This is a genomic window from Bacillus sp. B-jedd (assembly GCF_000821085.1).
GTDB lineage: Bacteria > Bacillota > Bacilli > Bacillales > Cytobacillaceae > Bacillus_D.
On record NZ_CCXR01000001.1, the window covers coordinates 3,022,968 to 3,035,655 of the forward strand.

The following is a 12,688-nucleotide window of genomic DNA, read 5'->3' on the forward strand; positions in this document are numbered from 1 at the left end:
AAAATCAGTCGCACGGGCGTCAATAGTCTTTCTTAACGACCGTATCAAAATAAAAATCAGTTGCACGGGCGCCAATAGTCTTTCTTGGCGACCGTATCAAATAAAAATCAGTCGCACGGGCGCCAACGGACTTTCTTGGCGACCGTATCAAATAAAAATCAGTCGCACGGGCGCCAACGGACTTTCTTGGCGACCGTATCAAATAAAAACCAGTTGCACGGGCGCCAACGGACTTTCTTGGCGACCGTATCAACTAAAAACCAGTTGCACAGGCGCCAATAGCCTTTCTTGGCAATTAGGACGGGGAAAATTGACACAAATATATCGAACTTGATGGGTAAAGCTTAATTCGCCACCACATTAACCAGCTTGCCAGGCACTGCGATAACTTTCCGGATTGTCTTGCCCTCTAGCTCGGCGCTGATTTCCTGCATTGCAAGCTCTTCCATCGATTCCTTCGATGCATCTTTCGGAATCATCAGCTTCTTTTTCAGTTTGCCGTTAACTTGGACGACGATTTCCACTTCATCCTCGACAAGCTTGGACTCGTCGAATGTCGGCCATGGCACATAGGCAATCGTTCCGCTGTGGCCAAGCTTTTCCCAAAGTTCTTCCGCAACGTGCGGCGCGACTGGGGACAGGAGCTGGACGAAGCCTTCCATATACTCCTTCGGCAGAACGTCAGATTTATAAGCTTCGTTAATGAATACCATCAGCTGGGAAATACCCGTGTTGAAACGGAGCCCCTCATAGTCTTCGGTAACCTTTTTGACCGTCTGGTGGTATACCCGTTCAAGATTTTCCGCTTTCGCGCCTTCCTGGATTTTCGGGTTGACCGAACCAGTCGTATCGATGAACAGACGCCAGATGCGATCCAGGAACCTGCGGGCGCCGTCCAGGCCGTTTGTTGACCATGCGACAGATGCATCAAGCGGTCCCATGAACATTTCATATAGTCTTAATGTGTCCGCGCCATGGCTTTCGACGATATGGTCAGGGTTTACTACATTGCCCTTTGATTTACTCATTTTTTCGTTGTTTTCGCCAAGGATCATCCCTTGGTTGAACAGTTTTTGGAACGGTTCCTTTGTCGGTACGACGCCGATGTCGTAAAGGAACTTATGCCAGAAGCGCGCGTAAAGCAGGTGCAAGACCGCGTGCTCCGCACCGCCGATATAAATATCGACCGGAAGCCATTCCTTCAGTTTCTCAGGATCGGCCAGCTGCTCATCATTATGCGGGTCGATGTAGCGTAAATAGTACCAGCAGCTGCCGCCCCATTGCGGCATGGTGTTCGTTTCGCGCCGGCCCTTTTTGCCCGTTTCTGGATCGACAACGTTCACCCAGTCCTCCAGGTTGGCCAGCGGCGATTCGCCTGTTCCTGACGGCTTGATGTCTTTTGTTTTAGGCAAAACGAGTGGAAGCTGGTCTTCCTGAACCGCTGTGCTTGTGCCATCTTCCCAATGGATGATCGGAATCGGCTCGCCCCAATAACGTTGGCGGCTGAACAGCCAATCGCGCAGACGGTAAGTGACCTTCTTCGTACCGATACCTTTTTCCTCAAGCCAGGCAATCATTTTACGGATGGCATCCGTTTTGTTCATCCCATCGAGGAAACCTGAATTGACGTGATCGCCGTCGCCTGTATAGGCCTCTTTTTCAATATCTCCGCCGGCCACAACTTCGACAATCGGCAGCCCGAATTCCTTCGCGAATTCATAATCGCGCTCGTCATGCCCAGGAACGGCCATAATGGCACCTGTTCCGTAGCTGGCCAGTACATAGTCTGCAATCCAGATAGGCATCTTTTCGCCATTTGCCGGGTTGATCGCATAGGCTCCTGTGAAAACGCCGGTCTTTTCTTTTGCAAGATCAGTCCGCTCAAGATCGCTCTTGCTTTTAATTTTTTCAATATAAGTGTCAACCGCTTCCTTTTGGCCGGCAGTCGTGATTTTGCTGACAAGCGCATGTTCCGGGGCCAAGACAGCATACGTTGCGCCGAACAATGTATCCGGGCGGGTTGTAAACGCCTTGAAGGTTTCGTCATGTCCATCGATGCTGAAAGTGATTTCCGCGCCTTCGGAACGTCCGATCCAGTTGCGCTGCATATCCTTCAAGCTTTCAGGCCAGTCAAGCTCTTCAAGATCTTCAAGCAGGCGGTCCGCATAGGCAGTAATCTTCAGTACCCACTGTTTCATCGGGCGGCGTTCAACCGGGTGGCCGCCGCGCTCGCTCTTGCCGTCGATTACTTCTTCATTGGCAAGGACTGTACCCAACGCTGGGCACCAGTTGACGGACACTTCATCTATATAGGCAAGGCCGTGTTCGTACAGCTTCAGGAAAATCCACTGCGTCCACTTATAATAGTGGGGATCGGTTGTGTTGACTTCACGGTCCCAGTCGTAAGAGAAACCAAGCTCCTTGATTTGGCGGCGGAATGTATTAATGTTCCGCTCCGTAAATTCGGCAGGATCATTCCCTGTATCAAGCGCATATTGCTCGGCTGGCAGCCCGAAAGCATCCCATCCCATTGGATGGAGGACATTGTAACCCTGCATCCGCTTCATACGCGACAAGATGTCTGTCGCCGTATAGCCTTCCGGATGGCCGACGTGCAGCCCTGCCCCTGACGGATACGGGAACATATCAAGCGCATAGTACTTCGGCTTGCCCGGCTCCTCGGTCGTTTTAAATATTTTCTCTGTTTCCCACTTCTTTTGCCACTTCTTTTCAATTTCCATGTGGTTGAAGTTCATCTGGATTTCCTCCCTCAATCTTAATCAGGCAGCTGCCCATTCTTCCGGGCTTTCTCCCCTGCCGCTTTCCTTTTCGCAAAAATCAACACGCCCTGGAACTCCATCTTCCTATTATGCCCAGATAAGTGCTCCTGCGGCTTGTTCTTTTGCAAAAAAGGGGTTCCGCAAATGGTTATGCGAACGGGATTTATTAAAAATAAAAAATCCCCTCATCCCATATAAAGGGACGAGAGGATTGAGATCTTCCCGCGGTACCACCCAAATTAGTGTGTAAACACTCGCTTCATTCATCCTTAACGCGGAAAACGGCAGGCATTACTGGCACTTCACGCCTGCGACTCAAAGGCGAGTTCATGATGGTCCCGGCCGGCTTGCACCAACCGCCAGCTCTCTTGTTGGCGGGACTAAAATCACTACTGCTCCTTCTCACAGTCACTAAATTATTTACATAGTGCTATTTTATATAATTTTGCGAGAGGATGCAAGCGGGTCAGGCACTTTCGGGCTTTTCGGCAAAAAAACCCGCGCCAGCCCGGGCGCGGGAGTTTATGCACGCAGCGTTTCCTTGTTATTCCTCATGCCGCGGTCGTAGATGACTGTTGTCCCGATGGAAATGAAGAAAAGGACGATCAGGATGATGAACAACATCGACATGCCGTACAGGTCGACAAGGATGCCGCCGAGAAGCGGTCCGATCATCCTGCCGCCTGTCGCGGTGCTGTTGACGATTCCCTGGTAGAACCCTTCCCTGCCCCGCGGTGCGAGTTCGCTGGCGATGGTCGGGACCGCCGGCCAGATGAGCATTTCTCCTGCTGTCAAAATAATCATTCCCGCCATGAAGCCGGTGAAGCTGCCAGCATTTGCGGCAACGATGAATGCGACAACAAAGATGAGCATCCCAAGAATCATCTGCGATTTTAACGAACGGCCAAAGCGCTTAAGAAATCCATTTAGGACCGGCTGACCGAGGACGATAAGAGCTCCGTTCACTGCCCAGAGCATGCTGTACTGCGTAAGCGTGATATTGATTTCCTGTGTGTACGAAGCGATTGTCGTCTGCCACTGCACATAGGCGACCCAACAAAGCAAGTAGCCGATACAGAGGATGAGCAGCGCTTTTAATTTCTTGCTCATTCCGGTAGATGGATTTTCCTGCAAAATGGAGGTCTGGACTCCATCGCGGTCGGCTATGTTTTTATAGCCAAAAAAGGCAATCGCCATAAAAACGATGTACATGATCAGGTTGGCGACAAAAATCAATTGGAAGGAGTAATCGGCCACGATGCCGCCAAGCGCCGCCCCGACTGCGACACCAAGGTTCTGGGCGACATAGATGGCATTGAACGCACGCCTTCCACCATCCTTCCACACCGCACCCGACATGGCATACATCGCCGGGAATATAATTCCTGAGCCAAAGCCGGCAATAGTCAAGAAAATTCCGTACGGGATAAAACTGTTCCAGAATGTAAGGCCTAGGACCGCCGTCAACGCGATGCCAATCCCGAGTAAAATCGATTTATAGCCGCCAAAGCGGTCGAATAGGCTGCCGCCTGCAAGATTGCCGGCAACGCTCGCCGCCGCGTTCAGCATTAAAATAAATCCCGCTGTGGAAAGAGATTTTCCCAAATGGTCGTGGATATAAATTGTATTTAAAGGCCACAGGAAGGATGAGCCCGTAACATTGACAACCATGCCAATGATTAAAAGCCATAAGGAACGAGGCATCCGAATTCCCCCTTTTTCGCAAAATAACAAAGCCTCATTTTTAAGCACAATGGATATTCTAGTCCTTTTCCCGCGACTCTGCAATGGTTTTTGTTTGAATAAGCGAAAAGCACTGTACCCAATTGGATACAGTGCTTTCATTCGGACTATTCTTTTTCCAAACTGCTGGGAGCGGTGCGCGCTGCGCCTTCCCGCCAATCAGTTTATTTCTTAGGAACTGCCGGAACAACAGGCTGCTGGGCCGGGAATTCCTCATTAATGGCGTGCGTTTTCTTTTGGAAGTTATCCTTTTCGCTTGTGACAGCTTTCTTCGCTTTTTCAATTTCCGCTTTCAGCTTGTCGATATTAACGCCTTTTTTGACAAGTTCTTCAGTTGCGATCTGAATGGCCTGGTTGGATTCTTCAATGGACACTGCCAATGAATCCATCGCTCCTTGCGGATTGTGGAAGCCAGCGGAGCTTTCCGCTGCGACGATATCCCAGAACCACTGGCTTTTGCGGATATGTTCCTGCGCGGCCTTGATTTTGTCATTGCTGACGCCAGTTGTAATCATTTTATTCACATAATAGTGAGAGTTGATTGAAACCTCTTCTGCTTTATGAAGCTGTTTCATATGAGTATCCTGGATTTCGATGACCCGTGCTTCAAGCTTATCAATGTCACGGTCGCCGTGGCATGTGCCGCAGGATGCCTTCATTGTCTTAAGCGGTGAAGTCCACCAGTGGGAAGAGATTTTCCTTTTTCCATCTACACGCTCATATGGCATATGGCAGTCCGCACAGGCGACGCCTGCCTTCCCATGCGTTCCTTCCGTGAATGTTTCATAGTCAGGATGCTGTGCTTTCAGCATTGGTGTTCCGGAAATATTGTGTACCCAATCTTTCTCGAATCCTTTTTCTTTCGCAATGGAAGAGTAGTATTCATACATTTCTTCCGGTTTGAAGCCTTTATCCCACGGGAACGTAACTTCGCTAGTAGTAGCGTCGAAGTAATATTCTACGTGGCACTGGCCGCATACATAGCTGCGCATATCATTTTTAGTAGCCTTGGAAACATCAATGCCCTTCCGCTCCATCGCTTTTACGAAGCTTGGACGGGTGACACGGAGGTCCATATTCTGTGGGTCATGGCAGTCAGAGCATCCGATTGGCGAATGGCCCATTGCTTCCCCTTTAGGGAAAATTTCAGTCTTGAAGTTGGCGCTCCAGTATTTCTCGCCCATTTCATCGATCATTTTCGGAACGGCGGTTGATTTACAAGTGTAGCAGGACCCGACGGATTTATCGGTGATCCGGGCTACATTTTTAATATCTTCGAGTGCGTATACGTGGCCGCGGTCTTCATTATACTCTGTCGCAAAACCATAGCCGTTGAACAGAATCGGCAAATATGGTTCTTTGTCGGCGTCATATTTGGAACGTTTAACCGAGCCGCTGTATTTCGTATCAGACATTTTCTCATTTTTCTTATAGCTGTTGTATTGAAGCGGGAACATGTCCTTGAACGCTTCATTTGAAATTTCATCTTTTGATAGGCCGGTTGTTTTCTGATTGGCGGCAGCTGCTTGTTCGCTGGAGGAACTGCAGCCCGTAATAATCAGAATCAAGGCCAGGAGCATCATATACGCTCCTAAACGGAACTTTGACATCCTTAAAATCCTCCCTTGTTTTCAAGCAGCTCGCCTGATTTTGGCGGCATATTGAATTCTTTTGTTTTAAAGTTCTTTCCGTGCGGCACAGTGCGATGGCAAGTTGTGCAGCTTTCCTTCGCGTCATGCTCGATGTTTGTCAGTGTACTTTCATGGCAAGTGATACAATTTTCCTCGACAACCTTCTCTGTTTTTTCGGTTGCATGAAGTTCGTTCGGGATTTTGTCAGTACCGAGCGTATTGTAATACATATGCCCCATTCCGGCCTTTCCCTTGAATACCAGCTTCTTCGCCACACTATCATGCGGCAGATGGCAGGCATTGCAGGATAAAGTCGAATGTGTTGAATCCGTAAAGGATCCATACGCAGAGTCCATGATGTGGCAGCTCTGGCAGAAATTTGGCGAGTCCGTGTAGGCCATCGTTTTTACCGTCACGACGGACAGGACAATCCCCGCGAACAGCGCGGTGAAAATTAGTATTTTTTTATCGATCGCCAAGATTTTCTTAAACATTCTTTCACCTCCCCAGGTAAATGTTTATCTATTAAAACACTTCTGTGTTCTAATCAATGTCATAGTTCCTACAGGCTAGGCCTGTTCCATTCGCCCCGCATTCCGCTAATCAACCGGAAGTTCCGTTTTACGTGCGCGGATTGACTCGAGCGCTGCCTGAATGTCATCATCAACCCCGGCCTCTTTCTGGACTGAATCGGCGGCAAGGTGATAATAAGACTTTTTCAGACTGTCAAAATCTTCGCGAGAAATCTTGCCCATTAGGACATCCATTTCAAGCTCATTCACTGCTTCGTAGACTGTTTCAAGTTCAACCTTTTCCCCGGTGCTTTCCGGGAGGGTGGTTTGCCCTTTTGCAAAAAAAGGGCGAAGGATGAAGAAGAGGCAAGCCGACACCAGCAATGCGCATAAAAAGATGATTATTAGCAACCGTACCGCCTCCTTTACAAATTTCCGGGGGTGAGTCCCACCCTAAATTCCTAGTGCCCTTATGTCAGAAATGTTTTTTCCTTTCGGTTTCGAACACTTCTTCAAAGCTGCTGTTATCCATATCCGGCTGCATTGCCTGGCGTTCATTCCCCATTGCAGCAGGCTTTTTGGCGGCAGTTATCTTTCTAATAGCAACCACCGCAATCACTCCACCAGCTGCTGCGGCCACAGCCGGCATAAGCCAAGCGAACAGGCCGCTTCCGCCCTTATCAGGAGCTTTCAGGGCAGATGGGCCAAGCACATCCGTATAATGACTAATAATTTCATCAGGTCCGAGCCCCTCCTCGAGCATTTCAAGCACTTCACTTGTATAGAGCTTCCTAACCTTGCACGTTGTGATATCATGTTCGGCATGGCCATCCATGTAAAGCTGGTCAGCCACCGCTTTAAACTCAGGCGAATTGGCTGTAAAAGAGGCGAATGCCACAGCAGGCAGCAGTGAAAGAAAAAGCATCAACAGTAGAACCGTTTTTCTCATCACCGGACATCCCCCTCTTTTGTGACATCATGCACAATCGGTCTGCCACCAAGTCGCTTTTTACTGGATAATGCAACCAGGATGCCTGCAAGCATTATATAGCCCCCCGTCCAAATCCAACTGATGAACGGATTTACTCTCGCCAGGACTGTTATCTTATTTTTCGTTTCCCAGGAGCTGAGGACAACGTATAGATCTTCATTCCAGCGGCTCATTACCGCCACTTCAGTGGAAGGTTCGGCCCAGTTGTCATAATAAATTTTTTCCGGCTTCACAGGATCGAGAATCCTGCCTTTATACTCCACTCCCATTTCGGCGAAAATCACATCCCTGTCAGCCAGCTTTACCTTATTGAAGCTTTTGAACGTAAGGTGATACCCGCCGATTTGGAAGCTCTCGCCCTTTTCAACCGTCTTGATGACCTCAAGCGGATATGCCTGCGAGCAAATAATCCCAACCGCCAGCACCCCAATCCCAATATGGACGAGATAGCCGCCATAGCGCCTTTTATTTTTGGCAAAAAGCTTCGCTGTGGCAGCCGCGGTGTTTTCTGCGGTTGCTTTTTTCCGTGCCTGGACGGCCCTGGCAATTTCAGCGGCATGGGTGGCCAGCATGAACATACAGGCCGAAATCCCGATTATCGCAAACATCCCTTCAACGCCGGAACCGATCAGGATAGCAGCGAATACGGCAGAGACGGTTAGCGGCCAGCGGATTTGTTTAATGAATCGGGCAAGATTTGCTTTTTGCCAAGGTATGACCGGACAAACAGCCATGAGCAAAATGAGGGCGAGCAGGATTGGCGCCATCACTTTATTGAAGTACGGGGCACCAGTATTGATTTTCGTCCCTATAAAAGTCTCGGAGATGAGCGGAAAAACCGTCCCCCAGAAAACAGCGAACGCCGCTGCCAGCAAAATATAATTATTAAGCAGGAAACTGCTTTCTTTCGAAAAGTAAGCGGTTACCGGCACACTTTCACGGCGGATCAGCCTATATCTTGAGACGACGAGATACGAAGCGAATAAAACCATGAATGCCAGGAAGATGAAAAAATATGTTCCTAGGCTGCTGTCGGCAAAGGCATGGACGCTTGTCAGGATTCCGCTCCGGACTAGGAAGGTTCCAAAAAGCGTCAGGCCGTATGACAGGATGACGAGAAATAGGTTCCATTTCCGGAGCATGTTTTTCCGTTCCTGGATCATCACTGAATGCAGTAGCGCCGAAACGGTAAGCCAAGGCATGAAGGAGGCGTTCTCGACCGGATCCCACGCCCAGTAGCCGCCCCATCCGAGTTCAACGTATGCCCACCAGGCTCCAATCAAGTTCCCGGCTGTTAAAAACATCCACGCTGTCAGCGTCCATTTCCTGGTCAGTCTCAGCCACTCAGTGTCCATGTTTTTCAGCATAAGCGAGGCCATCGCATACGCGAATGGAACCGCCAGGCCGACGTACCCAAGGTAAAGAGTGACCGGGTGGATGACCATTCCCGGATTCTGGAGCATCGGGTTCAATCCGTTCCCATCCGCGGGGATTGTTTCCGATAGTTCAAACGGGTTTGCCATCGTGATCATGACAGCAAAAAAGAAAAGCAGATTCAGCGCAAGTACTGCCAGCGTATAAGGCGTATAGGGACTCCTTTTTCCAAAAGCAATAATAGCAGTGTAGAAAGAAAGGAGCAGCGTCCAGAAAAGGAGCGAGCCTGCGTTGCCGGCCCAAAAGGCGGACAGCTTATAAATAAGCGGAAGCGCCCGGTTCGTATAGGAAAACACATATGTGTATTCAAAATGCCCTGTGCCTAGAAGATACAGCAGCAAAGCCGAGGCTCCTAAGGCAGAAATGAGTGTGCCGATGATTGCGCCTCTGGCGCTTTCCAGCCATTGCAGGCTTTTTTTCCGGATTCCGGAAATCGTTGCGGCCAGCGTGTAGGCCGACAAAAGGATGCCAAGAATCAGTGATAGATTTCCAATGATGTACATCCTGCCGGCCCCCATTTCGTTGGTGTCTTTACTGTTTTTTACTGGTTGAACTTTTTGAGCAATTCGCTGTATTCCGTTTCGGTTATTGACCCATCGACAAGCATTTTCCGGAGCTGGGCTCTCTTTTCAGATCCAATTCCCGGATTGGCCGTAGCGGGCTCGATTGTTTGCCGCTGCCTTTTCTTAAGGAAAAGGATCAACAGTCCGGCTGCGAGCAGGCTTGCCGCGCTAATGCCGGCAATGGTCAGCCCTAGAGGGGCTTTTTCCGTTTTGACCGCCTTGGCCGGAACCGATTGGCCGTTAACTTCTTCCATCAGCTCGCTCGTTGTTTTCGTTTCCTTCCGGTTATAAGTTAACGAAAAGTTCTTCTCTTCTCCGGCCTTCATTCCTTTCATTTGATACGTATGCATTTTTAAGCCATATGGGTTTTCATGAGGGGCTTCCGTAGCCGGCGGGCTCAGTTTTACATTTGAACTCTTCATCGGCTCAAGGACGGTCACATTGACGAGCGTGATATCAGCAAAGCTTTTAAAAGAATAATCCAATGTTTTCGTTTCGTTTTTGACATTTATGGCGTCAGTGTAAAATTCAATGACAAATTTATATTGGTCGTTCGGTTCAATCTGTCTGCTCGTTTCCCATGAGATTGTACCTTTCTTTAGGTCGAGCTCATATTCAATTTCATACATTTGAGACAGGTCGCTTGAATAGTCCGCTGCGAAGCCAATCCTGAAATTCTCCTCGTTTACTGGCAGCGGGATTTCTATTTTGCCGGTTTGTGCGTTTGGGGATTGATTGATCAAACTGCCTTGGTAGCCAATTAAGAGCGGCGGCTGTTCTGCTTTCTTGTCATTCGGATGATTTGCAAATTCAGGCATAACCTGGACATTCAGTTCTTCAAGCTTCAGTATGCTGCTATCCTTTTCTTCTGCTAGAGCCGCGGCTGGCAGCATCAGTACGAAGTATAGAAGTGCAGCAGTCAGTTTTTTTCCCATTGTTTATCTTCCTTTCATGGGGATGTTTTTTTAGCGGGATTTATATCGTTGGGACTTTTGTATTCCAATGGCAGGACAGGAAGAATTCGTAAGTTTCTACCTTATTTAAACCACGGATCAGAAGGCCATTCTGTGACCTACATCACAAAATTTTCACTGTCCTTTTCCAAATTGTGAACGGCCAGTTTGCTGAAAAATACGGAAATACTCGAAAATAGCCATCAGACTGGTTTTTAACTTTTGAAGGGGTTGTGGAGAAATTATGAAGAATTTATGAACTTATACAAAGGATTAAAGAATAGGATTCGGAACGGTGAGGAAAATTGTTGCCAATTAGTATTTACTGGGAGAACTTTTTTGGCGGAGATTTTTTTTCGGCAAATAAAGGATTGAAAAAGCAGCGCCAGGGGGCACTGCTTTTCAAAGGATAATTATGCTAATCATACTTATGATTTTCCACATGCATTTTCGACTTGGCCTTTTGGCCTCCTGTTTCTTCATAAGCTTTCTTGGCCCGGTCAATTAGATTAAATTCACTTCCTGCTTCTACATCGTGGCTGTTGCGGCCATTGCGGGTTTTCTGTTCCGGATTATTTTTCTTGGACCTTTTTTTCATTTGTCCTGATCCCTCCTAATACCTCTGCAGGATGAGGTCATTCTGTATTCCCTGTAGCTGCAGCCTCATCCGATTAAGGCGTTCCCTTTGCTGGGAATTGGCACTTAAGGCTAGCGCTGTCATTTCATTGTACGCATCTTCCAATGCTTGCAGCGCTTCTGTATGTCCCTTGGCGTTGTAATGCTCTTGCATGGCCGTATGGTTATACTGTTCCTGGGCATATTCAATCGTCTGCTCACATTTGCTGATAAAGTCTTCGATGGATTTTCGGGTTGCCAAAAAAGTCCCCCCTTACACTGTTGATTCGGCCTTTTGAAACTGGCTGGCCGGAACCTGCATAAGCAGTTTCATTCTTATTGTGTTCACCCCGCCGCCATCTATCACCCCGGTTTGCTGATAAATACTGCCAGGAAATGAAATAGCTTAGTTCGCCCGTTCATGTTAAAATTCAGGAGGAAAAGCCAGAAATCAATGGGGTGACCAATAATATGAAGCAAACAAACCCTTTTCCGTTTGCAACGGATGATAAAAGATATCATACATGGAACTACCATTTGCGCGGCCACTTTGGCCACAAGGTGTTTAAGGTGGCGCTCGATGGCGGTTTCGACTGCCCGAACCGCGACGGGACGGTTGCCCATGGCGGCTGCACCTTTTGCAGCGCCGCCGGTTCAGGTGATTTTGCCGGGAAACGAGCCGACGATTTGGAGAAACAGTTCCATGAAATTAGAGAAAAAATGCATACGAAATGGAAAGACGGCAAGTATATGGCCTATTTTCAAGCCTTTACGAATACACATGCCCCAGTCGGAGAATTGCGTGAGAAGTATGAAGCTGTCCTGAAACAAGATGATGTTGTCGGGCTTTCAATTGCGACTAGGCCGGACTGCCTGCCTGACGATGTGATCGATTATCTCGCTGAATTAAACGAGAGAACGTATCTTTGGGTGGAGCTTGGGCTGCAGACGGTCCATGAGACTACAGCGCAGCTAGTTAACCGCGCCCATGATTTCCAGTGTTATGTTGAGGGAGTGGAAAAGCTCAGGAAGCACGGAATTCGGATCTGTACCCACATCATTAACGGACTTCCGCTCGAAACAACGGATATGATGCTTGAAACCGCCAGGCAAGTAGCCATGCTGGACGTCCAGGGAATAAAAATCCATCTCCTTCACTTACTGAAAGGCACTCCGATGGTAAAGCAATACGAAAAAGGCCTAGTGGAATTCCTGTCATTTGACAATTATGTCAGCCTCGTATGCGACCAGCTTGAAATTTTGCCGCCGGAGATGATCGTTCACCGGATTACCGGTGACGGGCCAATTAATCTAATGATCGGGCCGATGTGGAGTGTCAACAAGTGGGAAGTGTTAAATGCGATTGATGCAGAAATGAGGCGCCGGGATAGCTGGCAGGGCAAATTTTTCAATAGTGGCCACCCGGTTAGTGCGTTTGAAGGTGAGATTAAGTTATGATTGAGGGG

The 12,688-nt window shown here is 48.5% G+C and carries 12 protein-coding genes and 1 other annotated feature; of the genes, 1 reads left to right on the top strand and 11 read right to left on the bottom strand.

Annotation, left to right across the window (positions count from 1 at the left end; translation table 11 throughout):
* Positions 1-19: 19 nt before the first annotated feature.
* From BN1002_RS23805 to BN1002_RS15095, 11 genes are all read right to left on the bottom strand, one after another.
* Entirely contained in the window at positions 20-253 is a 234-nt protein-coding gene (locus BN1002_RS23805) for a hypothetical protein (protein ID WP_148362794.1), read from the bottom strand.
* Between the two features lie 91 nt (positions 254-344).
* On the bottom strand, positions 345-2,756 hold the full coding sequence (gene leuS, locus BN1002_RS15050; protein WP_048826154.1) for a leucine--tRNA ligase: 2,412 nt from the start codon (positions 2,754-2,756) through the stop codon (positions 345-347).
* A gap of 219 nt (positions 2,757-2,975) precedes the next feature.
* Positions 2,976-3,195, bottom strand: a binding site (T-box leader).
* Between the two features lie 107 nt (positions 3,196-3,302).
* Positions 3,303-4,484 (bottom strand): MDR family MFS transporter, encoded by a 1,182-nt coding sequence (locus tag BN1002_RS15055; protein WP_048826156.1) that lies wholly within the window; start codon positions 4,482-4,484, stop codon positions 3,303-3,305.
* A 203-nt stretch (positions 4,485-4,687) separates the two neighbouring features.
* Entirely contained in the window at positions 4,688-6,133 is a 1,446-nt protein-coding gene (locus BN1002_RS15060) for an ammonia-forming cytochrome c nitrite reductase subunit c552 (RefSeq protein ID WP_048826161.1), read from the bottom strand.
* A 2-nt stretch (positions 6,134-6,135) separates the two neighbouring features.
* On the bottom strand, positions 6,136-6,648 hold the full coding sequence (locus BN1002_RS15065; RefSeq protein ID WP_048826163.1) for a NapC/NirT family cytochrome c: 513 nt from the start codon (positions 6,646-6,648) through the stop codon (positions 6,136-6,138).
* A 105-nt stretch (positions 6,649-6,753) separates the two neighbouring features.
* The gene (locus BN1002_RS15070) at positions 6,754-7,077 is read right to left on the bottom strand and encodes a hypothetical protein (protein WP_048826165.1); all 324 of its coding nucleotides are present in this window, start codon (positions 7,075-7,077) and stop codon (positions 6,754-6,756) included.
* 64 nt (positions 7,078-7,141) lie between these two features.
* Positions 7,142-7,615 carry a cytochrome c-type biogenesis protein CcmH gene (locus BN1002_RS15075; protein WP_048826167.1) on the bottom strand — a complete coding sequence of 158 codons (474 nt, stop codon included), beginning with the start codon at positions 7,613-7,615 and terminating at the stop codon, positions 7,142-7,144.
* On the bottom strand, positions 7,615-9,594 hold the full coding sequence (locus BN1002_RS15080; protein WP_048826169.1) for a heme lyase CcmF/NrfE family subunit: 1,980 nt from the start codon (positions 9,592-9,594) through the stop codon (positions 7,615-7,617). Before BN1002_RS15080 ends, BN1002_RS15075 begins: the two co-directional genes overlap by 1 nt.
* Positions 9,595-9,632: 38 nt before the next feature.
* Entirely contained in the window at positions 9,633-10,589 is a 957-nt protein-coding gene (locus BN1002_RS15085; RefSeq protein WP_048826170.1) for a hypothetical protein, read from the bottom strand.
* Positions 10,590-11,025: 436 nt separating this feature from the next.
* Positions 11,026-11,205, bottom strand: a complete 180-nt coding sequence (locus BN1002_RS15090; protein ID WP_048826171.1) for a hypothetical protein — start codon at positions 11,203-11,205, stop codon at positions 11,026-11,028.
* Positions 11,206-11,220: 15 nt separating this feature from the next.
* On the bottom strand, positions 11,221-11,484 hold the full coding sequence (locus BN1002_RS15095) for a YtzC family protein (protein WP_048826173.1): 264 nt from the start codon (positions 11,482-11,484) through the stop codon (positions 11,221-11,223).
* 209 nt (positions 11,485-11,693) lie between these two features.
* Between BN1002_RS15095 and BN1002_RS15100 the strand changes: the two genes are divergently transcribed.
* Positions 11,694-12,680, top strand: coding sequence for a tRNA modification radical SAM protein MnmL/YtqA (locus tag BN1002_RS15100; RefSeq protein WP_048826175.1), 987 nt, complete (start codon positions 11,694-11,696; stop codon positions 12,678-12,680).
* The last annotated feature ends 8 nt before the right edge of the window (positions 12,681-12,688 follow it).

What these genes read in the sequence shown, in the direction of transcription:
- leuS (WP_048826154.1), bottom strand. Translation starts at nt 2,756, where the DNA reads ATGAACTTCAACCACATGGAAATTGAAAAGAAGTGGCAAAAGAAGTGG.
- BN1002_RS15055 (WP_048826156.1), bottom strand. Translation starts at nt 4,484, where the DNA reads ATGCCTCGTTCCTTATGGCTTTTAATCATTGGCATGGTTGTCAATGTT.
- BN1002_RS15060 (WP_048826161.1), bottom strand. Translation starts at nt 6,133, where the DNA reads ATGTCAAAGTTCCGTTTAGGAGCGTATATGATGCTCCTGGCCTTGATT.
- BN1002_RS15065 (WP_048826163.1), bottom strand. Translation starts at nt 6,648, where the DNA reads ATGTTTAAGAAAATCTTGGCGATCGATAAAAAAATACTAATTTTCACC.
- BN1002_RS15075 (WP_048826167.1), bottom strand. Translation starts at nt 7,615, where the DNA reads ATGAGAAAAACGGTTCTACTGTTGATGCTTTTTCTTTCACTGCTGCCT.
- BN1002_RS15080 (WP_048826169.1), bottom strand. Translation starts at nt 9,594, where the DNA reads ATGTACATCATTGGAAATCTATCACTGATTCTTGGCATCCTTTTGTCG.
- BN1002_RS15085 (WP_048826170.1), bottom strand. Translation starts at nt 10,589, where the DNA reads ATGGGAAAAAAACTGACTGCTGCACTTCTATACTTCGTACTGATGCTG.
- BN1002_RS15090 (WP_048826171.1), bottom strand. Translation starts at nt 11,205, where the DNA reads ATGAAAAAAAGGTCCAAGAAAAATAATCCGGAACAGAAAACCCGCAAT.
- BN1002_RS15100 (WP_048826175.1), top strand. Translation starts at nt 11,694, where the DNA reads ATGAAGCAAACAAACCCTTTTCCGTTTGCAACGGATGATAAAAGATAT.